Origin of the sequence: Streptomyces lancefieldiae, from assembly GCF_031845825.1 — a bacterium.
GTDB classification, from domain to species: Bacteria; Actinomycetota; Actinomycetes; order Streptomycetales; family Streptomycetaceae; genus Streptomyces; species Streptomyces lancefieldiae.
Genome location: NZ_JAVRFH010000021.1, coordinates 101388 through 126457 on the forward strand (window position 1 = coordinate 101388; position 25070 = coordinate 126457).

The window sequence follows — 25070 nt, forward strand, 5'->3', positions numbered from 1 at the left end:
ACCGTGACCTCCCGTGCGCCGTCGCCCCGGCTTCCCGGGGCCGACCGCGCCGGTCACAGAAGCGATACGGGAGGTGGCAGGGATGGGGCGCTGGTGCCCGCGCCGATTCGTCCGCGGCCTGTGGGAGGGGCTGGTCGCCTACGGAAGGCTGTGCGTCGTAGGCGAGACGGCACCGTACGAGGAAGAGGTACGCCCGAAAGCCCTGTGGCGGCACCCGCCCCCCGGCCACCCGGAACGCCTGCGCCCCGACCTGCCCCTGACCGACCTGGAACGCCGCCTCGCCCGCGAACTCACCGACGACGCCCAGAACGACCGCAAGGCCGCGTAGCCCCCGGCCCCGCAGAAGTTCGGGGCCGCGCTGCGCGCCACTGCACCGCGTGGCTCCACCGTGCGGACCTGGACCGAGCACACCGCCTCCTGCGACCGCTACTGGCAGCGCACCAGCCCGGTGCCGACGGACGCGTACACCATGCGTCCGGCTCGAAGCGGCCGTAGGGATTGACGTGTGTCCAGAACAGCGGGGACAGCGCCCTGCGGTCTGCGAACCACGGTCGGCGTGCTTCAGTCGATGGTGGACGCGGCCACGATCGCCTCCGACATCAAGGGCTCCTTCGGTCAGGGCACCTGGCACGGTGTGGCATGGCCGACGGTGATGAATGCATGCCGGTTCGGGGGCTCCCCGCTGCCAGGCGGAGGCCCCCGAACCGCGGCCGCGTGCCACACGCGACCCTCATCCTGTTCCCCGGACTGTTGGAGTCAGCAGCAATACAGGGGACGTGGTGCAAGGTGCTCGCGAACCGAGTTCGCGCATTCACCCGCCACTTACTAGATGTGAGTGTAGATACGGCGAACCAGAAAAACGGGTTCTGAAGCTGGACAGATGATGAGCCAACCCCGCGACGGCGTGGTGAACGCCGAGGCCAGACGTGTGTGGCCTCGGCGTTCCCTCTTGGACGAAGAATGAGCCAATCAGTAAGTCACCTGCTACCGGGGCGAGTTGCTGGAAGGCTAGGGGCTGGAGGACCGACGTCACGCCTGGGCCGCATGCCAACCGGCCCGTGACCGGTCTCCGTCACGGACTCGTGACCGCGGATTTTCGGGGCCGGCCAAACCCCCGCGCGGTCCCCCGGGTTCGAGGAGTCAGCAGCGCAAGGACAGGGAACGGGGCGGTCGCCGCAGTGGCGCCGCCCCTTGGTGCAGAGGATTTTTCCATGGACAGGAATCACGAGACGTCCGTCTCGTCGTCGGCCGCGTACGGCTTCGACATGGCGCGAGCCCTGGTAGTACTGGGCTTCGTCGCCGCCACGGTCATCCTGCGGATCGTCGCGCACATGAGCATCAGGGACATCGTGGTGCTGCTGTCGGCCGGCGGCGCGATCGCCGTCGCCGTACTGGTCTCGGCGAGTGTGAGGCTGCGGAACCGTCGTCTGGTTCAGCGCTTCCTTCAGGCTGCGCTGAACAACGGTGCGGGCAGCTGAGGGGGCGGCGTGGGACGTCCCGAGGCTCCCGTCGATGAGACCGTGCCGGAGCGGGCCGCGTTCGCACACCACCTGCGGGCGCTGCGGCATGCGGCGGATCTGACGTACGCCGAGCTTGCCGAGCTGGTGCCGTACTCGACCGCGCAGTTGAAGCGGGCGGCCGGCGGCAGGTACCTGCCGCCGTTCCCGCTGGCGTTCGCCTATGCGTCGGCCTGCCACGACCGGATGGAGGACGGCGATCTGAGGCGTACCGCCCTGAGGCGGATCGCCCTCCTGCACGACCATGCGGAACATGCGGCAGCCGAGCACAAGCTCCGCGAGCGCCGCTCGACCGTGCTGGCGAAACCGGACTTGGCTCGCAACCGCGCGGATCTCGGTGGAGCGATGCGTGATCAGTGGGCGTATGCCGGACGGCCGCCGTACCGCCGGATCGAGCGGAAGACGAAGAACTGGGTGCCCCACAGCACCGCGCACATGATCGTCACCGCGCGGACCATTCCGCGCGACCTCCAGCAGTACGTGGCCTTCCTGGAGGCGTGCAAGGTCTGCGGCCTCGGCATGACGCCCTGGCTCAGAGCATGGATCAGAGTCTGCGGCTTTCCGAGGACCGACGAGGAATTCGCCCGCACCACCGAGCGGATGAACCCTGTGGTCAACGAGGTCTACCGGAAGGTGCTGCGTGAGGAGTACTGCGCGCTACTGAGGCGCTCGCGAGAGGATGAGAACCCTGAGGCGCGTGAGCTGGAGGCCCAGGCGGATCGCGAGTTGCACGAGCTGATCGCCAAGGCGACTCTGCCGGTACGACCGCTGGCGCCCGTGTACAGGAATCGCCGAGTACACCGGACCATCAGTCCTGCAGCGGTCGGTATCCGTTCCGGCCTGCCGACGGCTCAGTAGGAAGGGCGCGGCCCCTGGCTCCGAAACGCCAGGGGCCGCGCCGCCCGTGTTCCGCCGGTCTGACCGCCCAGGTCTACAACGTGGCTGCTGACGGAGAGGTTTACCGGTCAACACTTACAGCAAGTAGTCGGAATATTTCGTTCCGTAGTCAGAGCGGTAGGGTCACCCGCAAACAGAAAAAGCCCGGCCCCCCGACATTCTTGGCGGAAGAAGGGGACCGGGCTCCAAAGACCCGACGTGTCGTTGTCGGAGCCCTGATCCTACGAGAGTTACGCGCTGCGGCGCCAGCGGACTCGTCAGCGTATCGGAAGCAACAAGGGCACATCGGGTGGAGAGGTGGACCCGAAGTGCTGCACTACCAGCGCGGTCGCCATGGAGCGGCCGCCCACGACGTGACGGGTGACATCCGCCTGCCTGGCTGGTGGAGAGCCGCGGGCGTGAACACCCCGGGCTGCTTTCGGGCCGGCGCTCGCACAAAGGTCCGCACTGCCCACGTCGACCGCGTGCGAGACAGAGCAAGCCCTCGCCACCGTGGGATCACCTTGCCGTACCCGCACACCGCACACCGCGCCTCCGTGCGCCTCGTCCTCGCCGGAGCTGCCCGATGAGTCGCCGTCCGTCCAACTCCCACCGTCCCACCGTGAGCCGTCCCGGCTCGAGCGGCCTCCGTTTCGGCATGTTCGCCGTGTGCGTCTCCCGTGACTCGGACCCGGGCCTCAACGCCGGGAAGGCGAAGCCGCTGTACGACCTGCTGGTGACGTACGCGGACGTCGGCTCCCGCGACACCGGACAGGGCTACCCGTACCGCGAGGCGCTGGCCTCGTGCCTGGACTGCTCCAAGCAGACCGTGGACCGGGCCGCGGACTACCTGGAGAAAGAGATCGGGCTGGTGACGGTCCACCGCCGGAAGGTGGAGGGCAAGCCCGAGGAGAACGACGCCAACCTCTACGAGATCCACGACGCGTGGCTGATCCACGGCGTCACGCCACCTGCGGGCACCCCGCCGCAGCTGGTCGCCCGGTACGGCCACACGGTCCCCGGCCTGGACGTCGACGCGTGGATCAGCAAGCACGCCCCCGGCTTCGACCTGGCGGACTGGAGGGCCGCCTACGACGAGAAACTGCGGGCGCAGGAGGCCAAGCGCGAGGAGCAGCGGCGCAGGGAGCGGGCCCGCCGGAAGAAGTCCAAGAAGGGGGGTGACGTCATGGGTGACGCCACCCCCGGAGGCGGCACTCCCGAGGGGGGTGGCGTCATGGGTGACGCGACGGGTGGCGTCACGGGTGACGCGTCCGATGGCGTCATGGGTGACGCCCTATCCAAAGCCGTTGCTCCAGATCCGTCTTCCAGAGAAGAACCAGCGCCTTCGGCGCGTAGCGCCGGTGACGTCCGTAGGACTGGTGCAGGTAGTAGCGCGCGAGGGCGCAGCGGCTCCGCCGCGTCGGGCAAGGACGGCTCGTCGTCGAGGAAGGGCGGCAAGGCCTGGGTGCCGGGGCAGCGGGACCCGGCCGACGTGACCGGGAAGCAGACGGCGGCCGTGCACGCTGTGGAGGCCCTGCTGCCGCCGCCGCTGGTGGCCGAGCTGCCGTACGGGCACATCCCGAGACGGAACCGGACGGCCGTCCTGGAGGCACTGGAGTCCCGCACGGTGGAGCAGCTCCGGGAGCGGATCACCGCTCGGTGGACGACCTACGGGTATGAGCCCGCCCTCCACGACGGCCGCCTGCGGTCGGCGGTCGGCGTCGCCCTGGAACTGATCGCCCCGACGCCCTACTGCCCGGACCCGTCATGCGAGGACGGGGTCATGATCGACACCCGCGAGGAATGCCGGGCCTGCTCGGAGCGCCGCGAGACTCGCCGGGCCGACCGCCTCGCCGGGAGGACCCCGCCCGCGGGCGGGTCCGGTGCGGGGAAGGCCCGGGCGCCCGAGTGCCTCGATTGCGGCCGCCCGTTCCCGGGTGCCGTCCCCGCTGAGGGCGTGTGTCGGCGGTGCACCGACGAGGCCACGGCCGCCTTTGCCGCCCTCGCGGCCGGCCTCCCCCGGCAGGCCCCTCAACAGCAGTCCCCTCAACGGCAGGCTCTTCCACGGCAGGCTTCTCCACGGCAGGAGGACGACACGGCGATGGAGCGTGAGGCACTGGAACCGGTGGTGAAGCGCCGCAGGGCCCGGCGCGCAGCCGAGGCGGCCCCGGCCGTCGAGGACGTCGCCTCGGAGGCAGCGGCGGCCGCGGCCGAGGAAGACACACGTCTCCGCGCGGAGTTGCTGGCCGCCAACCCGTGGATGGCCGACTACGCCCAGCCCCCGGCCGGGGCCTCACCGGGATCCACCCTGTTCTGACCCCGAGGTCGGCGGACCGCTCAGACCACCCCGTAAAGGCGCTGAGCGGCTCGTACGCGGACGATCTCGTGCCCGGCAAGGTTCAGTCCCGCGTGGTCTGCCTGCTGGGCGCAGGCGTCGAGCGGACGATTGCGTTCGCCCCAGCGACACGCCCTCTGGGCGCTGCTCCGCCGGGACGAACGCTCCGGTCCAGGCCCGGGTGGGTGAGCCACGGCCGCAGACGCCCGGCGAGCCCCGGTCAGTCGGCCTGCGGCGTGCGGACCACCGCGGCCGAGTTGAAACCGCCCCGCCCCCGCGCCAGCACCAGCGCCACGCGCAGCTCCGGCAGCTCCCGCGGGACTCCGGTGACCAGGTCCAGCGGGCAGTCGTCCGCGACGCGTGTCGTGCCGGTGGTCGGCGGCACCACCTTCTCGCGCAGGGCGAGCAGGGCCGCCGCCAGGTCCAGCGCCGACCCGCCGGCCCCCAGCCGCCCGGTCATCGTCTTGGGCACGGTGACCGGCACCCCGTACGGCCCGAACAGGGCGCACAGGGCCCGGCTCTCGGTCCGGTCGGCGGCCCGCTCGCCCGCCCCGTCCGCGAAGACCACGTCCACCTGGTCCGCGGTCAGGCCGGCGTCCGTGAGGGCCAGTTCGGCGGCCTCCCGCAGCCGCGGCTCGTCAGGGCCGTCGAAGGTGGACGCGCAGCCGGCGACGACGCCGTAGCCGGTGGCACCTCGGCGCGCCGCCGTCCGGGCGTCCTCGAGGACCAGCAGCGCGCCGCCCTCACCGACCACGTGGCCGTCGGCCGTCGCCGCGAACGGCCGGTAGGCGTCCCGGGGTTCGACGGACCGGCTCAGCCGGCCGTCCGCCAGGTGCGCGGCCCAGCCCCAGGGGCACAGCGTCGAGTCGACCCCGCCGGTGACCATGACCGGCGTGCCGTCACGGATCCGCCGCCGGGCCCGGGCGAGCGCGTCGATACCGCCCGCCTGCTCGCTGACGATGCTGGAGCCGTGGCCGCGCAGCCGGTGCCGGATGGAGATCTGCGCGGGGGCCGCCGCGTGGAAGGAGGCGAGCGACTGGTACGCGCTCACGTACTGGGCGCCCTTGCTCCACAGCGCGGCCAGACCCCGCTGCCCGAACTCGGCGCCGCCCGCGGAGCTGGCGGTGATCACGCCCGCCCGGTACCCGGACAGCCCCTCCGGCTCCACCCCGGCGTCCTCCAGCGCCTCCTTGGCCGCGACGAGCGCGATGCGCGTGCTGCGGTCGGTGGAGGGCAGCAGCCTGCTGGGGATGTGCTCCTCGTCGACGAAGCCGGCGATCTCGCCCGCGATGCGCACGGGGTAGCCGGAGGCGTCGAAGCGGGTGATGGGGCCGAGGCCGCTGTCGCCGCGCAGCACCGCGTCCCACCAGACCCGCGTCCCCAGACCGTTGGGCGCGACGACACCGATGCCGGTGACCAGGGCCTCCCGCGGGCGTTCCCGGTCGTCCGCCGCCGCCCGGGCCGGTTCGGTGAACACCGTCCGTTCCCTCACGCCGCCTCCCTCAGCCGCGGCCGGGTGAGCACCGCGGCGGTGTGGAATCCGCCGAAGCCGCTGGCGACGCTGAGCACGGTGCTGGTGCGCTGCTCCCGCGCGAACAGCGGCGTGTAGTCCAGGTCGCAGGTCGGGTCGGGCTCGTGCAGGTTGGCCGTCGGCGGCACGGTGTCGTGCCGGATGGCCAACGCGCTGGCCGCCAGGTCCAGGGCGCCGGCGGCACCCAGCGCGTGCCCGATCATCGACTTGATGGAGCTGACGGGCACCTGGTGGGCGTAGCCGCCCAGGCCCGCCTTGAACGCGTGCGTCTCGTGCCGGTCGTTGTGCCGGGTCCCGGCGCCGTGGGCGCTGACGTAGTCCACTTCCGCGGGGTTCAGCCGCGCCTGGTCGAGCGCGGCCCGGATGGCGTCGGCCATCTCCTGCGCCCCGGGCCGCAGCCCCGTCATGTGGTGCGCACTGCTGTGCGCGGCGATGCCGGACAGCTCGGCGTACGGCTGGGCACCGCGCCCGCGGGCGTGCTCCAGCTCCTCCAGGACCAGCACGGCCGCGCCCTCGCCGAGCACGAAACCGTCGCGGGTGCGGTCGAAGGGCCGGCTGGCCGTCGCGGGGTCGTCGTTGCGCGAGCTGGTGAGCCGGATGCGGTCGAAGCAGGCCATGGCGATGGGCGAGATGGGTGCCTCCGCGCCGCCGGCGACGACCACGTCGGCGCTGCCCTCCCGGATCAGGTCGGCGGCGTGGCCGATGGCGTCCAGGCCGGAGGTGCAGCCGCTGGAGACGAGGCCGACCGGCCCCTGCGCGCCGCAGTCCCGGGCGACCGCCGCCGCGAGCGAGCTGGGCACGAAGTAGTCGTAGAGGGACTCGGCCGCCTCCGTGTGGTCGAGGGCCCACGTGCTTCCGCAGTCGCTGAGGATCGCGTACTGGGTGGCCAGGCCCGTGGTGCAGCCGATCGCACTGCCGAGGCTCACGCCGGTGCGCAGCGGGTCGCGGCCGAGGCGGTCGCCGACTCCGCTGTCGGCGACCGCCTCGCGGGCCGCGACCAGCGCGAACTGCGCGGCCCGGTCGAGCCGTTCGGTGTCGGCGAGGGTGAAGCCGTGCGCGGCGGGTTCGAAGTCGACCTCCGCGGCGATGCGCGAGCGGTGGTCGGCGGCGTCGAAGAGGGTGACCCTGCGGGTCGCGGTGCGGCCTACCGTCAGCAGGTCCCAGAAGTTCTTGGTGCCCACCGCGCCTGGGGCGACGACGCCGATCCCGGTGATCACGACGCGTTTCACAGGCCGCCTCCCGTCGGCAGCGCGGCCAGTTGGTCGCGGCAGGCCCGGCCGACGCGTTCGGCCAGGTTCGGGGAACTCGCGAAGAAGTGCCCCCCTGCGACGGTGTGCAGCTCGGTCAGGCTGGTGGTCCACTGCTGCCAGTGCCGCAGCGCGGCGGGGGCGGCGAGCGGATCGTCCCGGCCCGCGAAGACGAGGACGGGGACGTTCACGGGCCCCCCGGTGACCGGGTCGAGGGCCGCGTTGCGCAGCGACGTGGCCAGCCGCAGGTCGTCGCGGAGCACGGGCAGGACGGAGCGCCGCCACAGCCCGCCGGGGGACGCGGAGGCGCCCGGCGGCAGCGAGCCGATGTCGTCGAGCAGCGGCAGCAGGTCCTCGTCGGGCAGGTCCGCCGCGCCCGCCAGGGCCGTGGTGGTGTGCGGGGGCGGGCAGGCACCCACCGCCAGGAACAGCGGCGGCGCGCCGGCGTCGGCCAGGGCCCGGGTGAGCGTGTAGCCGACGAGGGCGCCCATGCTGTGGCCGTAGAGCGCGTACGGGCCACGCCGTGCGGTCTCGAGCAGCCCCGGCAGCAGATCGGCGAGCAGGCCGGCCCGTTCGGTCAGGCGTGGCTCGCGGCGGCGGCTGTCCCGGCCGGGCAACGGCAGGGCGGCCACGTCGACGCCGGGGCCGACCGCCGTGGACCAGCCTCGGTAGCTCGCCACGCCGGCGCCCGCGTGGGCGAGGCAGTTGAGCGTGACCCGTGCGGCCCCCGCCTTGTGGACCTGGGTGCGGGAAGCCATCCGTCCCCCTCCTCGTGAGCGGCTGTGCCCGGCGCGGTCCGGGACAACGGCGTCTCGGCGCGGTGCGACGTGCGGGGCGGTGATGCCACCGCCGAGGCCGACGTCGTCATCGCCGGCCGCGTGGTGCCCGCGCACGGCGCCGGTCCGCATGGTGCGGACATGTACGCACCGAGCGTGGCCCGCACGGCTCGCGCGACGCTCGACTCTGCACCGACGCCGGTGGTCTCCCGTCCCATCGGCGGCCCGTGCGCGGTTCGGCGTCCCGTGCGCGGTGAGCCGGACCACCGCCGGTCCTCACGCCGCGTACAGGTCGAACGTAGAGGTGCGGCGCGGTCCCGCGGCGATGTCCAGCCGGGGGTCGACGGCGAGCATCGCCTGGTGCAGCCGCTGCAGCTGCGGCGAGGGTTCGACGCCGAGTTCCTCGATGAGCCGCTGCCGCAGCCTGCGGTGCACCTCGAGCGCGGCGGCCTGCCGGCCGGAGCGGTACAGCGCCACCATGGCCTGCGAGTGCAGCCCTTCGTGCTGGGGGTGGCGGGCGATCAGGTCGGTCAGCTCCGCGATCAGCTCCACGTGCCGGCCGAGCCGCAGATCGGCGTCGATGCGGCGCTCCTGGGCGACCAGGCGGCTCTGCTCCAGCCGCAGCGCCTCGATCCTCAGCACCGGTCCGACCCGTACGTCGACCAGGGCGGGTCCCTCCCACAGGTCGAGCGCCTCGCGCAGCACCGCGGCCGCACGCTCGTCCTCGCCTTTCTCGAACGCCTGCCGTCCCTCGGCCACGAGTCGCTCGAAGGCGAACGCGTCGACCGCCTCGGCGGGGATCTGGAGCAGATAGCCGCCGTAGCGGGTGGCGAGCACGTCCTTGGCCGAGCCCGGTACGTCCGGGCCCATCGCGGTGCCCAGCAGACGGCGCAGCTGGAGGATGTACGTCTGGAGCGTGGTCAGCGAGCTCTGCGGCAGGTCCATGCCCCAGATCTCCTCCATGAGCGTGGGCACCGGCACGACCCGCCCGGGGTACAGGGCGAGCAGCGCCAGGAGCTGCCGGGGCTTGCCGGCGGTCGGCACGACCGGGATTCCATTGAATTCAGCGTTCAACGCACCCAGGACTTTTATTTTCACGATTCCCTCCGCAACTTGTCAGGGCGGTTGGTTCTGAGCCGTTGATTGAACAATCAGATACTGTCCCGTCGAGCCTGCCCGTGTCATTCCCGCCACGCCGCGGCAAGGAGAACCGGACGTTTCCTGTATCGGCGCACGAGGGTGACTCAAGTAATTCTCGACCCGCCCCGGAAGGCGGGAAGTGATTCTGTGCCCACCTATCACTGACATACCGCCCGTGGACGGGAGTTTCCGCTGTGAAGCACTGTCGTGAACGTATGGGTGCTGTTACTTTCCCAGCCATGGCGACGACATCGCAGAGCACGGCCGCCGACCGCGGCGCGGACCCGCTCACCCGCGGTCTCCTCGAACGTCTGGCGCTGTCCGACCGCCCGGACGAGGCCGCCCTGGCACCGGACCTGCCCTGGCCCCGACTGCTGGCCGTACTGAGCGCCTATCACCGGCGGGAGGTCCGGGTGGGATTTCCGGAGCTGACGTCCGACCGGCTCTGAACGAGCCGGGACCACGAAGACTGAAGAACCCTCGAGGATTCTTCCACACGGGGCGGCAGCCCGCCGGAAAATCCCGCGCCGGACACCACGGACGGCTAGTGTCCGAGCCGAAGGAAGTGCATCCGCTATTCGTGAGCGAATACCTGGGCCGTGATACGGGTCCGCAGATGCGGAATCGGGTGCTTCCCGGGCAAGGGCGCGAGGGAGTTTCGGATTCGCCGCCTGTTGCCGGTGCCCGCGCCCGGCTCGGGCACCCCGCCCCGCGCGTGGGTGGAGACCTCCCCACTGGGCTACGGGCTGAGCCGGAGCCGGCTGCCGGCCCACGGTCAGGGCGTCGAACCGGGTCCGGTGCCGCGCGGCCGGATGAAGGCGGTCGTGCGGCGGTGCGACCCCGTCGTGGACGGGACCGCACCGGTGGGGCGGAGGCCCCTGCGGCCTCCGCAGGGGGCGCCCGACGCGGCCGGGGCATGGCCGGCGGAGCGGGCGGACGGGGATGCGCGGGCCCTGTGCGCGGAGTCGGCTCTGCTGCGCGACCACGTGGAGCTGCTCCACCAGGAGCAGCGGGAGCTGTCCGAACGGTTCACCCGGCTCACCGGCTCACGGCACGTCATGCGCCCGGCTGGGACGGGACGGGCCGGTTCAGCGGGTGACGAGCCGGCCGCTGCCGCCGGCGGAGACCGGGGTTTCGGGGCGGGCCATGAGGATGGACCGCTGGAGGCGGCTGAGCGCGGCGGAGGGTTCCAGGCCCAGTTCGTTCACGAGCGTGCCGCGCAGCCGCTGGTAGACGTTGAGCGCCTCACCACGCCGGCCCGAGCGGTGCAGGGCCAGCATGAACTGCCCGTGCAGGCTCTCGTGCATCCGGTACCGGTTGACCAGGACCGTCAGCTCCGACAGCAGCTCGCGGTGGCGTCCGAGCCGCAGGTCCGCCTCGATGCGCTGGTCGAGCGCGCACAGCCGGGCCTCCTCCAGCCGCTTGATCTCCGTGTCGATGCGGATGCCGGCCTGGATGTCGGTCAGGGCCTGCCCGTTCCACAGGGAGAGCGCGTCGGCCAGCCGGCGGGCCGCGCCGGTGTAGTCCTCGGCGTCCATGGCCCGGTAGCCGACGCCCGCGCGCTGCTCGAACTCCCGGTAGTCGACGTGTCCTTGGCGCGTCTCCAGCCGGTAGCCGCCCGGGACGGTGGCCAGGATGTCCTTGGCGGTGCAGCGTTCGTTCTCGTCGTGGGCCAGGGCCTCGGCGATCAGCTCGCGCAGTTGCAGGACGTAGGTCTGCAGCGTGGTCCGTGCGCTGCGCGGAGGGTTGTCTCCCCACAACTCGTCGATGAGCGCCGGGACGGGGACCACCTGGTCGGCGTTGAGCGCGAGCAGGGCAAGGACCTGGCGCGGTTTGGGCGCTGTCGGTACGACCGACACTCCGTGCTCGCGCACCGACAGCGCACCCAGCACTTCGATGTCCACGTTTCCCCCATGAGTTCAGGCCGCAGGCCGTGGCCGGCCTGTGCATCTCCCGCCGACCGGGGACCGGTGCGCGGTTGCAGTCTCGATAAAAAAACAGCGCAGTCGGTTTGTCAATGTGCGCCCTTGGCTACGTCTCGGTACCGTCGCGATTCGGTCAAACACTCGTCGAACGTCTGCCCACATCCGCTCCGGGAACAGGCGTTCCTGCTCCGTGGGGCCCCGGCAACGCGTCACCGGCAAGCGGAATCGAGCCCTGTGCAGCGACGGGAGACTATGGCTGAAAATCTTCGGCGAGAAGCCATGGACGGAGCGGGACGGAGCGGGGGCCCACGGAGACAAGAAGAGCGCCCTTCCTTCGAGCATGACCGGATTGTCCGGATAAGGAAGGGCGCCAAAACAAACCGAACGGTTCTGGATCTATCGTGGCGAGGACCCCCCGGCCTCCAGGTCGCCGGCGAAGGACACCGAGGTGAGCGCCGGCAGGAGCAGCAGCCAGAACTGGGAGACCGTGCGCCGGGACAGCCATGCCGCGTCCCGGTTGCCGAGCACCTCGAAGCCCACGGTGGCGGCCACCACGGCGGACGCGACGCCCTCCAGTGCCACGGTCTCGCGCAACTCGCCGCTGTGCCCCGCCCGTTCGACCATGTCCGTGACCCAGCTCTTCCAGCGCAGCCGCAGGTCGGTGCGCGGCACCCGGCCCGCCTCCCCGCTCAGCTCGAACCCCGCCCGCAGGACCGCGTCGTTCCGCAGCCCGCAGGCGAGTTCGTGGGTGGCGTCGACGATGTGCTGGAGGATGCAGGACGCCGCACTGCTCCTCCGGTCCATGATGGTCTGCAGTACGCCGGCGGCCGCGTCCTCGACCGCGTCCGCCAGCACCGCCTTGCTGGCGAAGTGGAAGTGCAGGGCCCCGTTGCTCACCCCGGCCCTCGAACTGATCACGGTGAGCGAGGCAGCGGTGAAGCCCTCTTGGTGGAAGACCTCGGCCGCGGACCTGATGAGGGCTTCCCGCGTGCGCACCGCACGTTCCTGTTTGACCATCACTTGCTCCGTCACTGCGGTGGGTTGCCGTGCTTTCTGGACGGCACGTCGGCGTGCTTGGTGCGGAGCATGGTCAGGGAGCGGATGAGCACCTCGCGGGTTTCGGCGGGGTCGATGACGTCGTCGACCAGTCCGCGTTCGGCCGCGTAGTAGGGGTGCATCAGCTCGGCCTTGTACTCCTTGACCATCTTCTGCCGCATGGCCTCGGGGTCCTCGGCGTCGGCGATCTGCCGGCGGAAGATCACGTTCGCGGCGCCCTCGGCACCCATCACCGCGATCTCGTTCGTCGGCCAGGCATAGGTGAGGTCCGCGCCGATCGACTGGCTGTCCATGACGATGTAGGCACCGCCGTAGGCCTTCCTGAGGATCAGCGAGATCCTCGGCACCGTGGCGTTGCAGTAGGCGTAGAGCAGCTTCGCCCCGTGCCGGATGATCCCGCCGTGCTCCTGGTCCACACCCGGCAGGAACCCCGGAACGTCCAGGAGGGTCACGATCGGAATGTTGAAGGCGTCGCACATCTGGACAAACCTGGCGCCCTTTTCGCTGGCCTCGATGTCCAGGACGCCGGCCAGGGCCTGCGGCTGGTTGGCGACGATGCCGACGACCTGTCCGTTCAGGCGGGCCAGGGCGCAGATGATGTTGCGGGCCCAGCGCTCGTGGACCTCCAGGTACTCGCCGTCGTCGACGATCTCCTCGATGACCCTGGCCATGTCGTACGGCCGGTTGCCGTCCGCCGGAACCAGGTCCAGCAGCACCTCGGAGCGGCGGGTCTGCGGGTCGGAGCAGGGAGCGCAGGGCGGGTACTCGCGGTTGTTCTGCGGGAGCATCGACAGGAGGTAGCGCACCTCGGCGATGCAGGTCTCCTCGTCGTCGTACGCGAAGTGCGCCACACCGGACGTCTCGGCGTGCACGTCGGCACCGCCGAGGCCGTTCTGGGTGATCTCCTCACCGGTGACGGCCTTGACCACGTCGGGGCCGGTGATGAACATCTGCGAGGTCTCGCGGACCATGAACACGAAGTCCGTCAGGGCGGGCGAGTACGCCGCCCCGCCCGCGCACGGACCGAGCATGACGCTGATCTGCGGGATCACACCCGAGGCTCTGGTGTTGCGCTGGAAGATGCCGCCGTACCCGGCCAGGGCGCTCACACCCTCCTGGATACGGGCGCCCGCGCCGTCGTTCAGGGAGACCAGCGGCGCACCCGCCGCGATGGCCATGTCCATGATCTTGTGGATCTTCGTGGCGTGCGCCTCACCCAGCGCACCGCCGAAGATCCGGAAGTCGTGCGCGTAGACGAAGACCGTACGGCCCTCCACCGTGCCCCAGCCGGTGACCACACCGTCCGTGTACGGCTTCTTCTCCTCCAGCCCGAACCCCGTCGCCCGGTGCCGACGCAACTGCTCGACCTCACGGAACGAACCCGCGTCCAGCAGCAGCTCGATCCGCTCCCGCGCCGTCAGCTTGCCCTTGGCGTGCTGCGCCGCCGTCGCCTTCTCGCTCGGCCCGGCCAGCGCCTGCGCACGCACCCCGTGCAGCTCGGCCACCCGCCCGCGCGCGTCCGTCGGTTCCGCAAGGGTCGCCGCTCGAGGAATGTCATTGAGTATCGTCACGATTCGTCCCTCCCTCATGGCGCGGCCCGGTAGATGGCCTCACCGTAACAAACCATCCGTGCGGTTTGTATACGGGGAGCGTGGCGCGCACAGGAATCAGCCATGGAAGATGCCGGCCTACCGCCAGCTGTAAGGGGACCGATAGGCCGCGGCGGACCGCTCGGGCTGCCACAGGGGGGCCTCGGGAGTGTCCTCCGTGCCCGTTTCGTCACCCCGCCCGGCCGACAGCGAGTACAGCACGACGGCGACCGCGGCCAACTCCTCGTCACTGGCACATCCACGTTCGATCCGCAGTGCGGGCCCGATGTTGTCCGATTCGGCCATGTCCCCTCCTCTCGACGTGCGGCCACCGTCCGCCACGGCGCTACACAACCGCTGCAGTTCCGCTTGAGACCCGTCACGGCCGCCGTCAAGATCGAAGAGGTTCCGTTGCGGGCAAGAGAGCAGGGTGCCGGGCGGAGGGACGGTTTCCGGAAGGGTTCCCTCCGAGACAACCTCGCCGGAGGGCAGGATTCCCCTAGTAATCAAACCGGTTGGTCTCTATCTTTCTTTTCGTCTGCCACCCGATGGCGGTGCGCTTTCGATATGTCGATTCTCAGGGGGAGGAATGGCTACCAGCGCGTTTCCCGCAACACGCTCGACAATCGGCCAGGCCCAGGAACTGCACGTCGAGACTTCGCGATGGGGATCCGGCCTGCTTCGCTACCCGAACCTCACCACAACCGTTCCCAAGGAGCTGGTGCACCGCGCGGCTGTCGCCGAGGTCATGCTGACCGACTGGGAGCGCGTGGACGAGACGCGCTTCAAAGTGGCCGCCCAGTGGCCGCGGAGCCACAGTTTCTTCACCCCGGTCGACGGTCGGTTCCACGACCCTCTCATCGCCGCGGAAACGATCCGCCAGGTCGGCTCCCTTCTCGGGCATGCCGAGTTCGGCGTCCCCTTCGGTCACCACTACCTGCTGCACGACCTCAGCCTCCGTGTCCATCCGGAACACATGATGATCCATCAGGCGCCGGCCTCGCTAGAGCTCGAGGTGACGTGCAGGGACATCAAGATGCGCGGTGGCAGGCTGGCCGCCCTCCGCTACGAGACGGCCGTGCGTCGCGACGGCCACGTCGCCGCGACGGGCCTGTACTCCTTCTCCTGCGTCTCCCCCGCCGTGTACCGGAGGGTGCGCCCCGAGCACGTGTTCAGCAGCGATCACCGTCCCCTGCCGCTGACGGCCCCCGCCGCGCCGCAGAGCGTGGGACGCATGTCCCCCGCCGACGTGGTGCTCTCCCCCATCGGCGAACCGAACCGCTGGCAGCTGCGACTGGACACGCAGCACCCCGTGCTCTTCGACCACCCCGGCGACCACGTACCGGGCATGGTGCTCCTCGAGGCGGCACGGCAGGCGGCGGCAGGGGTCCTGGGGCGGTCCTCGCTGTTCCCGCTCGGCATCACCAGCGAACTCCTGCAGTACGCCGAGCTGGACATCCCGTGCGTGATCGAGGCCAACCCGCTGCCACCCCAGGCCGACGGCCACCTGGCCGTCCACGTGACGGGACACCAGCAGGGCGGGCTCGTCTTCTCCTGCACCGTGACGGCGGCGGCGCGCACCGACTGACGTGCCCCGCGGTCCGCGGGGCACGTCAGTTCCCGGAAAAACTGTCCAAGTGGTCGGCGGCCCACTCCCGGAACGTCCGAGGTGGTCTGCCGACCAACCCGGCGAAGGTCTGTGTCACCTGAGCCTTGGCACCCTCCCGCTGCCGCCGCGCACTGCGCAGCAGCGCCTCCACCACGGCCGGCGGATACCGCTCGCTCCACCGGGAACGAGCCCGCTCCGGCCCCAGCTCCTCGAAGCGCAAAGGACGGCCCAGCAGATGCGCGAGCTGGGCCGTCCGTTCGACCGCCGTGACCGCCTCGGGTCCGGTGAGGGTGTACGCGCGGCCGGCGTGCCCGGGGCCGGTGAGGGCGCGCACCGCCACCTCCGCGATGTCCCCGGGGTCGATGCAGGCGTTGGGCGACTCGCCGTACAGGTCCCGCACGACGTCCTCGGTGCGGACGGCCGGCGCCCACGAAAGCGTGTTGGACATGAACGAGCGCGGTCGCAGCAGGGTCCAGGCCAGACCGGAAGCGAACAGCAGTTCCTCGTTCTCCCGCTGCCAGCGGGCGATCAGGTCGTCGGCCGCCGGGTCCTCGACGCCGGCGGCGGACAGCTTGACCACGTGCTCCACCCCCGCCGCGCGGGCGGCCCGCAGAAAACGCGCGTCCTGGTCACCGGCGACCCGGGTCGTGACGAGGAACGCGCTGCGCACTCCGCGCAGCGCGGCGTCCAGCGACGACGGATCGCCGTAGTCACCGCGCAGGACCGTGGCGTGATCGGCGCCCGTCACACGCGCGGGGTCCCGCGTCAGTACGCGCACCTCCGCGTCGGCCGGCAGCCGACGGACGACCTCGCGCCCCACCGTCCCGGTGGCACCAGTAACCAGAATCACCCGTCCTCCCCCGACCTGTGGCCAATCATCGCCTGTCCGCTCCGAAGTTACCGGCGTGCACTTCCTTGCCGCATGCTGGTTGACGTTAAAATACGAACTGGACGGTTTGTATGCGAAGCCTTCCGAGGGTTCGTCGGACAGCTGGAGGGCAGCATGGCAGCGCAGGAGCGGGCTATTCGGACGCGCCACAACATCATGCTGGCCGCGGCCACGGTCTTCAACGAGCGCGGGTACAAGGCGGCGACCATCGCCGACATCCTCGCCAAGGCCGGTGTGACCAAGGGGGCCCTGTACTTCCACTTCCCGTCGAAGGACGAGCTCGCCCAGGAGGTGCTCGCGGCCCAGAACCGGGACTTCAGCGTGCCCGACAGGCCGTCCAAGACCCAGGAAGTCGTCGACATCGTCATGCTGCACACCCACCGGCTGCAGAGCGACCCCATGGTGCGGGCGGCGGTGCGGCTGACCATGGACCAGCTCTCCACGGAACTCGACCGCACCGGGCCCTTCCGGCAGTGGAGCGACGTCACCCGCGAACGGCTGGAGAAGGCCGGCGCCCAGGGAGAGCTGCTGCCCCACGTCCTGCCCGGTGAGACCTCGGACGTTCTCGTGGGCTCGTACGCGGGAGTCCAGTCCATGTCCCACGCGCTCAGCGAGTACCAGGACCTCCCCGTCCGGGTCAACGCCCTGCTGCGGCACCTGCTGCCCAGCATCGTGCTGCCCTCGGTCCTGGCCTCGGTGGACATCGCCGGGGACCGGGGCGCCAGGGTCCACGCCGAGATGCTGGCCGCCTGACGGGACAGCGCCGCGGACCACGACCGGAAGGTCCCGGACGCAGCACCGCTCACGCCCCGCCGACCGTCATCACTCCCTTCACCACGGCTCGGGCATCCCGTGCTGAAGTCGGCTCGCCGCGCAACATGCGCACCCTGCCGCCGCTGCCGACGCCCACCGCCGAGCGGACCGTGGTGATGAGCATGGACCCGAACGGCCGCCCGCTGACGGATCACACCGTCCGTGCCGCGGCAGCGGTCGCGGCACGGACCGCCGGCGGTCTGCTCGCGCACTCCCGGGCCCCGATTCGTGGACTCACGCCCCTTGCTGCCGGAACTCGGCAGGCACGCATCCACCGCCTCGGCCCTGACATGCAGAGCAACGCGGCCGGGGCCCGTACGGGTTGCTGGAAACACACGCGCGCCTGCTCGGTCGACTGCGGCCGCATCGTGGCGGGCTTTCGGTGGTACGGGTTCGAACGGGCGCGGAATCGTGGTCGAGAACGGATCCAGGGAACGACACCGGAGCCGTGGCCGAAGTGTGTGCCCGAGGACCGGTGCGCGCTGTGCCGACGGGGGCGGTGGGAGCACCCCGTGCCCGTCGCCGACCGTCAGGTACAAGCAAGAGAGCGCGTCGGCCGCACATGGTCCCTGACCTGCACAGACGTGCCGTTCAGCCCAGTTCCGTCGAACCGCCAGGCAGTCCGACGGAACTGGGAGGCAGTTCTGGGGAACCGAGTGCCACGATCCTGAGGGCTGCCTGGATTGACGTGAGAGCAATGAGCAGAGGCGGGTAAATTGGCCCTTCGGTGACGCGGGGAGAGCAACGGTCCAGTCTGTGAACCGAGTTGATTGACTTCCTGCTCATGTCCGTTAGGTTCATCAGGTCGGCATCGCAGCCATGACCGATGCTTGTCCGCCACCCTGCGCACGGAGGGGCCCGTTGGGAGCATTACGCAGACTGGTCGATGCCGAGACGGGCGAGCCGGTCCCCTATGCGCCGTACGCCTTCTCGGGGCGGCACACGCAGGTGGACAAGGCGCGCGTCGAGGCGATCACCGAGTCCAAGGCGTTCACCCCCAGCCAGAAGTTCCTGGTCCTGTGGTGGATAGGCGTCTCACCCGAGGGCATGGATCCGCTGCGTGCGACGGGGGCGGACATCGCCCGGCGGGTCGGTATGTCCACCGATGCCGTCGGAAAGATCAACAGGAAGCTGGTCAAGCACCGGATCCTGGTGGTGCGAGGCCGGATCGGCAACTACAACCTCTACCGGATCAGCCCGTACATTGCCTTCCATGGAACGGGACTCGAGCAGCGCGAAGCGGTGAAAACGTGCAACCCTCCGGACATCCCCGGCTTCAACGAAATGACCCCTGCCCGGTGGGAGGCGCAGTGACCAGTGAGGGCAAGCAGAAGAACCTGGAACTGCTGCAGGCGACGGCCGGCATGACCGCCAACCAGCGTCTGGTCGTCATGCTCTACGCGCTGCACCCGACCGACCGGGCCGGCGCGGTGGTGGAGACCGCGGCCAACCTCGCCGCGCTGGTGGGCATGTCCGCCCCCGTCTTCTCCCGCACCCGCAAGCAGGTCATCCAGTCCGGGTGGCTCGAGGAGTCCGACAGGCTCGCCCACATCCGCTACTACCGCCTCAGCCCCAAGGCCCTCGGCGAGAGCGTCGTCGTTCCCCTGCGCCGCGCGACATGAAACCGTCCTGGGGGACGTTCCTCATTGACTTGGCGTCAATGAGGAACGTTCCCCAGGACGCCTCGGTTGCCGCAAGGCGCATGACAACCACCGCTACCGTGCTTCGGCGAAGCGCGCCAGGTGCTCGTCGGCGAGCCGCACACGGCGTGCGGCAAGTGCTTCCTCGATCTGCTCCACCCGGCTCGCGCCGACGATGGGATCGATCCCCTGGTGCATCAGCCATGCGAGGACGACCTGGTTCCTCGTGACGGAGAGCTCGTCGGCGACGTCGTCCAGGACCGAGAGCACCCGAGTGGTACCGGGGTGATCATAGGTTGACGGAAGCGGCTTGTCCGCGCGCACGTAGGAACCCCACATCAGCGAGCTGTACGACCACACGGCGAGCCCCTCCGACCGCGCGAGGTCCAGGTCCTCGGCGGTGAGCAGGCGGTGGCCGCCCTCCGCGACCGGGGTGAGGGGGCGCGGCTGGACGAGTGAGTGGCGCAGTTGCAGGAACGTCCACGGTTCCACGCCCCGGTCCCGCGCGAGCGACCGGGCGCGCTCCACGCGCCAGGCGGCATGGTTCGCCGCACCGACCCGGACGGCCACTCCCTTCCCGACCAACTCGCCGAAGGCGCCGACCGTTTCCTCCAGCGGCACGGTACGGTCCTCCGCGTGGGCCCAGAGCAGATCGACCTGATCAACTCCGAGACGCCCCAGGCTCTCCTCCACACCGGCGTGAACGGCGCGCGCCGACAGACCTTCGGCGCTTTCCGGCGCGTGCGGGACGAGCGGGTTGTGGCGGACCTTCGTGGCGATCCGTACCGTGTCGCGCACGCCGGGGCGGGCCCGGAGCCACGCGCCGATGACGCGCTCGCTGGCGCCGCCGACACCGCTGGGGTCGGTCCAGAAGGAGTAGCAGTTGGCGGTGTCGAGCCAGACCCCGCCGCCGGCGACGAAGGAGTCGAGGATCGCGAAGGCCCGGTCGGGGGCAACGCGGGTGCCGAAGTCCATCGTCCCGAGGACGATCTGGCAGGGTGTGAGGTCCATGCCGCCCATCCTCGGAATTCGAGCGCGCTCCAAGTCAAGCGATGGATCGACGGAGCACCGGAACCGGCAGCCGGTCACCCTGGGTCGGCGCGGTTCCACAACTCCCTCAGTGCGGCGTTGACCCGGCCGGGCTGCTGGGTGTGCGGGTAGTACCCGGGGACTACCACGTGGCCGGCACCGATGGCCCGGGCGACGAAGTCGGCGCAGGCGATCAGCGGCTCGCCGGCGTACTTCCGGTACTGCTCGGGTGCCCCGGTCCAGTCACCGGAGATCATCAGCTTCGGAAAGGGTGCCTCGGCCAGCGGTCCGAGCGGGATGTCCGCGTCCCAGCAGGGACGTTCGGTCATGGACGCGGCCGCCGCGCGCAGCCGCGCCGGTGTCGGTTCCGGTGTCGCCATGCCGACCGACCCGGTGGCCGCCCGCAGGTATTCCAGGGGCGTCATGCCGACGGGCAGCGTCGCGGTGGCCGCGCGGGCCCGTTCCAGCGCCTCGGCGACGACCGGGTGCCGCTCGGCCGGCCGCAACGCGCCGGGCTGGATCAGGGTGAGTGAGCGGACCAGGTCCGGACGGCGTGCGGCGGCAGCCATGGCGCTGACCCCACCGTACGCGTGCCCGACCAGGTGGGCGCCGGTACCGAGGAGGCCGATGATGTCCTGGGCGTCGACCGACCAGTCGCTGTGCGCGATGTCGGGGCTGCGCCCGTAGCCTCTGCGGTCCATCACCAGCAACCGGTACCGGTCGGCCAGCGGCCGCTGTGCCGCGAAACCGTACTGTTCGTCGTCGCCCCAGGTGAGGATCCCGTGCGCCAGGACCACGGTCGGCCGGTCGCCTTCTCCGTCCTCCCACACGGTGACGTGCACCGGTTCGGCTGCCGCCGCATCCTGTCGCGTGAAGGTGTCCCCCATCGTTTCCTCCTCGAAGTGTGCCTGGGTCACGGACCGGGACCTTTGGCGCGAGCGTGCGAGTTGCTACGGGCGGCGGGCGGTGCGGGCACGTGGGTTCCCGGCGTGTTCCGCCCCTGTCGAGACGTACCCACCGAGGGGCCGGCGTGTCCAGGATGCCGGTCCTGCCAGAAGGAGCTTCCCTGTGCGCGTTGACATTTGGTCGGACATCACCTGCCCCTGGTGCTACCTCGGTCGGGCCCGGTTCAAGAAGGCGCAAGCCGCCTTCGCCCACGGCGATCGCCTCGAGGTCGTGCACCGGTCCTTCGAACTGGACCCTCATCGCGCCAAGAGCGACGTCCAGCTGGTCATTCCGATGCTGATGTCCTCCCACCACTGGAGCGAGGAGCAGGCGAAGGACAACGAGCGGAGGCTCACCCGGCTCACCGCGGCCGACGGCCTCGGGTACATCCAGAACCGGGACCACGGCAACACCCACGACATGCACCGGCTCCTGCAGTTCGCCCGGGAGCGGGGGCGTGATCACGAGCTGCTCGATCTGCTGTTCCTGGCCAACTACGCCGATGAGAGGTCGCTGTTCAACGACGACGAGCGGCTCGTCGCTCTCGCGGAGGAGGCAGGCCTCGCCCCGGAGGACGCCCGCGCGGTGCTCGCCGATCCAGCGGCCTTCGCCGACGCCGTCCGCGCCGATTCCAGGAAGCTGACCCGGCTCGGCGGAATGGGTGTGCCCTTCATGCTGGTCAGCGGGAGCGTTCCGGTGTCCGGCGTGCGTACCGTGACGGCGCTCACCGGAATCCTGGAAGAGGCCTGGAGCGCCACCACCCGGGCCGGAGCGGACGCCGGCGCCCCCGCGGTGACAGCGCAGCAGTAGCGAAGCCGTCGTCCCGTGGCGCGGTGCCGCGTCGGAACGGGCGCGGCACCGCGCCACGGCCGCCGTCCGAGCCCCGGTCCCGTTCGGTTGGTGCCGACTTTGGCGACTGCGAATTGTTCGGCTGCGACGGCGGAAGCAAAGCTGAGCATCCATTTCACCCGAGCGGAATCGCGGGGGACGACCACGGCCGCGGGGGCGATGAGGCGCGCCCGGACGCTGCCCGCCGGCCCCGTCCAGAACGGAACCGAGGGGATCAATGGCACACGACGGAACACCGTCCGCCCATGGGCGCGACGCCCGCGAACTCTTCGTCCACGAGCGTTTCGCGCTCCGTGCAGCGGAGCGGCCCGACGCGGTGGCGGTGCGGCAGGGCGAGCAGCACATCAGCTACGCGGAACTCGACGGCCGGGCCGAGGAGCTGGCCCACCGCCTGCGCGGCCAGGGAGTGCGGCGTGGATCCGTGGTGATGGTGCACCTGGAGCGGTCGATCGACCTGATCGTGTCCTTGTTCGCGACGCTGAAGGCGGGCGCGGCCTACCTGCCGGTGGAGCCCGGCGTCCCCGGCTGTCGTATCAAGGCCTTCGCGGAGGAGACGGACTGCACGACCGTCATCGCGCTTCCCTCCGCGTCGCACCGGTTCGACGGCCTCGGAGTCTCGGTCGTCGACCCCGCCCTTCCCCCGGAGGCATCCTCCACCGTCCAGGGCCCTGCCGTCGCGGGGATGGAGGGATCGGACAGCGCCTACGTCATCTACACCTCGGGGTCCTCCGGCGCCCCCAAGGGAGTCCGGGTCAGCCACGCCTCGGTGGCATACCTCCTCCGCGAGATCAACGAGCGGTACGGCATCGGATCTTCGGACCGGGTGCTGCAGTTCGCGGCGATCACCTTCGACACCTCCGTCGAGCAGATGCTCGTCACGTTGCTCAACGGGGCCACGCTGGTTCTTCCCGACCGGATCTGGGCCCCCAGTGAGTTCGCCGGGCAACTCCTCGCCCACCAGGTCACCGTGATGGATCTGACGCCCTCGTACTGGCGCGCCTTCCTCACCGAACTCGCCCTGGAACACGTCGAGTTGCCGGTCCGGCTCACCTTGGTGGGCGGCAGCGCCGTGCACGCCGAGGAGTGCCGCATCGCTCTGCGGCTCATGCCGCGCTCGCGGCTGGTCAACGCGTACGGACTGACCGAGACCACCATCACGTCCTGCACGATGGAGATCACGCCCCAGAGCCTCCCGGAGAACGGCCCCGTGCCCGTCGGCACTCCTTTGCCCGGCACTGTCGTACGGGTGCTGGACGAGGACCTGCGACCGGTCCCGGACGGAACGCGCGGCGAGATCTACATAGGTGGGCCGGGCGTCGCCCACGGGTACCTCACCCCGGGGGCCGACCACACCCGGTTCCTGCCCGACCCGCACGCCGAGGGCGACGGGGCCCGGCTGTACCGCACCGGTGACCTCGGCACGCTGTCCCGCGGCGGCGAGGTGCGCGTGCTGGGTCGCGCGGACCGGCAGATCAAGGTGCGCGGCTTCCGGGTCGAGCCCGCGGAGATCGAGGCGACGCTCACCGCGCACGAACTGATCGCGGACGCCGCGGTGAAGCCCTACTGCCGGCGGGGGGAGCTCGAGATCGCCGCGTACTACGTGACGACCCCGGCGGGCGGGCCGGAGTTCGGCTCCCGTGACGTGCGCGCCTACCTCACCGGACGACTGCCCGCCTACATGGTGCCGTCGGCGCTCGTGTCCCTGCCCGAGATGCCGGTGACGAGCAACGGCAAGGTCGACATGGATGCCCTGCCGGTACCGGAACTGTGCTCCATGACCGCCGGCGAGCCGCCGCGGGAGGCCCTCGGACCCCGGCCCGAGGACCGGGATTTCTCTCCGCTGGAACAGGCGGTGGCCGGCATCTGGCGCCAGGTGCTCGGCGTACAGCGAGTACGTGCGGGGGACAACTTCTTCGAGCTGGGCGGGAACTCGCTCCTGGCCGCCGAGCTCATCGCGAAGGTGCGTGCCTCGATCGGCGTCCTGATCACTCAGGTACGGCCGCTGATCCGGCTCCTGCTCGACGACGCCACCCTGCGCGGCTTCGCCACCGCCGTCGAAGCAGCCAGGGCGGGCACGCTCGAGAACGACGCCGGGCAGGTGGATTTCGCGGCCGAGGCCGAGCTCGGCGTGGAGGTGCGACGCACCCCCACCGACCCCGCGCACTGGCAGGACCCGGCGCACATCCTGCTCACCGGGGCCACCGGCTTCCTCGGCGTCTACCTCCTGCGTGAACTGCTCGCGACCACCAAGGCCACGGTGCACTGCCTGGTCCGTGCCGACGACGCGGACGACGCCATGCGGCGTGTCCGGTCCAACGCCCTGCACTACTTCCGGGACGACCTGGCCGAGCACTGTTCCTCCGGGCGCGTCGTCGCCGTACCCGGGGACCTCGCCGAGCCCCGGCTCGGTCTGACCGAGGCGGACTTCGACGGCCTCGCGCGCGTCGTGGACGTGATCCACCACCCGGGTGGGCTCGTCAACTTCATCTACCCGTACACGCACATGCGCGCCGCCAACGTGGAGGGCACCCGGGAGGTCATCCGTCTGGCCGCCCGCTATCGCAACGCGCCGGTGCACTACACCTCCACCATGGCGGTGATCTCCGGCTTCGGCACCGCCGGCGTCCGGTACGTCACGGAGAAGACCCCTGCCGCGCACGCCGATCGGCTGTCCGTCGGCTACGTCGAGAGCAAGTGGGTCGCCGAGGCACTGCTGCAGAACGCCGCCGAAGCAGGTCTCCCCGTGGCCATCTACCGGGCCGCCGACATCTCCGGGGACCGCAAGTGCGGCGCCTGGAACACGGCGACCGAGATGTGCGCGATGAAGAAGTTCATCGTGGACACCGGCATGGCGCCCGTGGCCGAGCTTCCCCTGGACTACACGCCGGTGGACGTGTTCGCGGCCGCCGTGGCGCACATCGCCGCGACCAGGTTGCCGGGCGGCGAGGTGTACCACCTCACCAACCCCGGCAAGGTGAACGTCTCCGTGCTCACCGACCGGCTGCGCGCCCACGGGCACACCATCCGGGACGTTCCCTGGGACGAGTGGCTCGAGCAGGTGGTGAAGACCGCCGTGGAGCAGCCCGGCCACCCCATGACCCCCTTCGCTCCCCTGTTCATCGACCGTTGCTCCACGGGTGAGATGAGCGTGGCGGAGATGTACCTGGAGACGACGTTCCCCGCCTTCGGCCGGGACAACGTCGAGACCGCCCTGGCGGACAGCGGCATCAGCATTCCCCCCGTCGACGGTGAGATGCTCGACCGCTACATCCGGTACCTGACCGCTGTCGACTTCCTGTGAGGC

The 25070-nt window shown here is 70.7% G+C and carries 22 protein-coding genes; 11 read left to right on the forward strand and 11 right to left on the reverse strand.

Annotated elements, in window-relative coordinates; all coding sequences use genetic code 11:
* The first annotated feature begins 82 nt into the window (after positions 1–82).
* The 4 genes from RM812_RS21335 (at position 83) to RM812_RS21350 (ending at position 4710) form a co-directional block, all read left to right on the forward strand.
* Entirely contained in the window at positions 83–328 is a 246-nt protein-coding gene (locus RM812_RS21335) for a DUF6059 family protein (RefSeq protein ID WP_311574811.1), read from the forward strand.
* 883 nt (positions 329–1211) lie between these two features.
* Complete coding sequence (locus RM812_RS21340) at positions 1212–1478, forward strand: hypothetical protein (protein ID WP_311574812.1); 267 nt, start codon at positions 1212–1214, stop codon at positions 1476–1478.
* A 42-nt stretch (positions 1479–1520) separates the two neighbouring features.
* A complete protein-coding gene (locus RM812_RS21345; RefSeq protein ID WP_311574813.1) occupies positions 1521–2375 on the forward strand; it encodes a helix-turn-helix transcriptional regulator in 855 nt (284 codons plus the stop codon).
* A 640-nt stretch (positions 2376–3015) separates the two neighbouring features.
* Entirely contained in the window at positions 3016–4710 is a 1695-nt protein-coding gene (locus RM812_RS21350) for a hypothetical protein (RefSeq protein WP_311574814.1), read from the forward strand.
* 238 nt (positions 4711–4948) lie between these two features.
* On the opposite strand, the gene RM812_RS21355 is transcribed toward RM812_RS21350, so the two are convergent.
* The 4 genes from RM812_RS21355 to RM812_RS21370 all read right to left on the reverse strand — a co-directional run bounded on the left by RM812_RS21355 (position 4949) and on the right by RM812_RS21370 (position 9380).
* Complete coding sequence (locus RM812_RS21355; protein ID WP_311574844.1) at positions 4949–6205, reverse strand: ketosynthase chain-length factor; 1257 nt, start codon at positions 6203–6205, stop codon at positions 4949–4951.
* Between the two features lie 11 nt (positions 6206–6216).
* The gene (locus RM812_RS21360; RefSeq protein ID WP_311574815.1) at positions 6217–7488 is read right to left on the reverse strand and encodes a beta-ketoacyl-[acyl-carrier-protein] synthase family protein; all 1272 of its coding nucleotides are present in this window, start codon (positions 7486–7488) and stop codon (positions 6217–6219) included.
* Positions 7485–8264, reverse strand: a complete 780-nt coding sequence (locus RM812_RS21365) for a thioesterase II family protein (RefSeq protein ID WP_311574816.1) — start codon at positions 8262–8264, stop codon at positions 7485–7487. The genes RM812_RS21360 and RM812_RS21365 overlap by 4 nt, the downstream gene beginning before the upstream one ends.
* A gap of 294 nt (positions 8265–8558) precedes the next feature.
* Positions 8559–9380 carry an AfsR/SARP family transcriptional regulator gene (locus RM812_RS21370; protein WP_311574817.1) on the reverse strand — a complete coding sequence of 274 codons (822 nt, stop codon included), beginning with the start codon at positions 9378–9380 and terminating at the stop codon, positions 8559–8561.
* Between the two features lie 281 nt (positions 9381–9661).
* On the opposite strand from RM812_RS21370, the gene RM812_RS21375 reads away from it, so the two are divergent.
* Positions 9662–9871: a hypothetical protein gene (locus RM812_RS21375; RefSeq protein WP_311574818.1), complete on the forward strand. Its 210-nt coding sequence runs from the start codon at positions 9662–9664 to the stop codon at positions 9869–9871.
* Between the two features lie 639 nt (positions 9872–10510).
* On the opposite strand, the gene RM812_RS21380 is transcribed toward RM812_RS21375, so the two are convergent.
* From RM812_RS21380 to RM812_RS21395, 4 genes are all read right to left on the reverse strand, one after another.
* Positions 10511–11326 (reverse strand): AfsR/SARP family transcriptional regulator, encoded by an 816-nt coding sequence (locus RM812_RS21380; protein WP_311574819.1) that lies wholly within the window; start codon positions 11324–11326, stop codon positions 10511–10513.
* Positions 11327–11743: 417 nt separating this feature from the next.
* Positions 11744–12364, reverse strand: coding sequence for a ScbR family autoregulator-binding transcription factor (locus RM812_RS21385; protein ID WP_311574820.1), 621 nt, complete (start codon positions 12362–12364; stop codon positions 11744–11746).
* An 11-nt stretch (positions 12365–12375) separates the two neighbouring features.
* Positions 12376–13968 carry an acyl-CoA carboxylase subunit beta gene (locus RM812_RS21390; RefSeq protein ID WP_394816497.1) on the reverse strand — a complete coding sequence of 531 codons (1593 nt, stop codon included), beginning with the start codon at positions 13966–13968 and terminating at the stop codon, positions 12376–12378.
* Between the two features lie 123 nt (positions 13969–14091).
* On the reverse strand, positions 14092–14298 hold the full coding sequence (locus tag RM812_RS21395) for an acyl-CoA carboxylase subunit epsilon (RefSeq protein WP_311574822.1): 207 nt from the start codon (positions 14296–14298) through the stop codon (positions 14092–14094).
* Between the two features lie 283 nt (positions 14299–14581).
* Here RM812_RS21395 and RM812_RS21400 point away from each other — a divergent pair, with 283 nt between their 5' ends.
* Entirely contained in the window at positions 14582–15580 is a 999-nt protein-coding gene (locus tag RM812_RS21400; RefSeq protein WP_311574823.1) for a ScbA/BarX family gamma-butyrolactone biosynthesis protein, read from the forward strand.
* Between the two features lie 25 nt (positions 15581–15605).
* Here the strand turns inward: RM812_RS21400 and RM812_RS21405 are convergent, their stop codons facing one another.
* A complete protein-coding gene (locus tag RM812_RS21405; RefSeq protein WP_311574824.1) occupies positions 15606–16451 on the reverse strand; it encodes an NAD(P)H-binding protein in 846 nt (281 codons plus the stop codon).
* A 153-nt stretch (positions 16452–16604) separates the two neighbouring features.
* Here RM812_RS21405 and RM812_RS21410 point away from each other — a divergent pair, with 153 nt between their 5' ends.
* The 3 genes from RM812_RS21410 to RM812_RS21420 all read left to right on the forward strand — a co-directional run bounded on the left by RM812_RS21410 (position 16605) and on the right by RM812_RS21420 (position 18925).
* Entirely contained in the window at positions 16605–17243 is a 639-nt protein-coding gene (locus RM812_RS21410; protein ID WP_311574825.1) for a ScbR family autoregulator-binding transcription factor, read from the forward strand.
* A 921-nt stretch (positions 17244–18164) separates the two neighbouring features.
* The gene (locus tag RM812_RS21415; RefSeq protein WP_164288111.1) at positions 18165–18617 is read left to right on the forward strand and encodes a MarR family transcriptional regulator; all 453 of its coding nucleotides are present in this window, start codon (positions 18165–18167) and stop codon (positions 18615–18617) included.
* Positions 18614–18925 carry a replication initiation protein, RepL2 gene (locus RM812_RS21420; protein WP_311574826.1) on the forward strand — a complete coding sequence of 104 codons (312 nt, stop codon included), beginning with the start codon at positions 18614–18616 and terminating at the stop codon, positions 18923–18925. The genes RM812_RS21415 and RM812_RS21420 overlap by 4 nt, the downstream gene beginning before the upstream one ends.
* A 93-nt stretch (positions 18926–19018) precedes the next feature.
* On the opposite strand, the gene RM812_RS21425 is transcribed toward RM812_RS21420, so the two are convergent.
* Together RM812_RS21425 and RM812_RS21430 are read right to left on the reverse strand one after the other, a co-directional pair.
* Positions 19019–19954, reverse strand: a complete 936-nt coding sequence (locus RM812_RS21425) for an aldo/keto reductase (protein WP_311574827.1) — start codon at positions 19952–19954, stop codon at positions 19019–19021.
* A 74-nt stretch (positions 19955–20028) separates the two neighbouring features.
* Positions 20029–20859, reverse strand: coding sequence for an alpha/beta fold hydrolase (locus RM812_RS21430; RefSeq protein WP_394816498.1), 831 nt, complete (start codon positions 20857–20859; stop codon positions 20029–20031).
* Positions 20860–21040: 181 nt separating this feature from the next.
* Here RM812_RS21430 and RM812_RS21435 point away from each other — a divergent pair, with 181 nt between their 5' ends.
* Both RM812_RS21435 and RM812_RS21440 read left to right on the forward strand, forming a co-directional pair.
* Complete coding sequence (locus RM812_RS21435) at positions 21041–21727, forward strand: DsbA family oxidoreductase (RefSeq protein ID WP_311574828.1); 687 nt, start codon at positions 21041–21043, stop codon at positions 21725–21727.
* A gap of 256 nt (positions 21728–21983) precedes the next feature.
* Positions 21984–25067 (forward strand): amino acid adenylation domain-containing protein, encoded by a 3084-nt coding sequence (locus RM812_RS21440; RefSeq protein ID WP_311574829.1) that lies wholly within the window; start codon positions 21984–21986, stop codon positions 25065–25067.
* Positions 25068–25070: the final 3 nt, after the last annotated feature.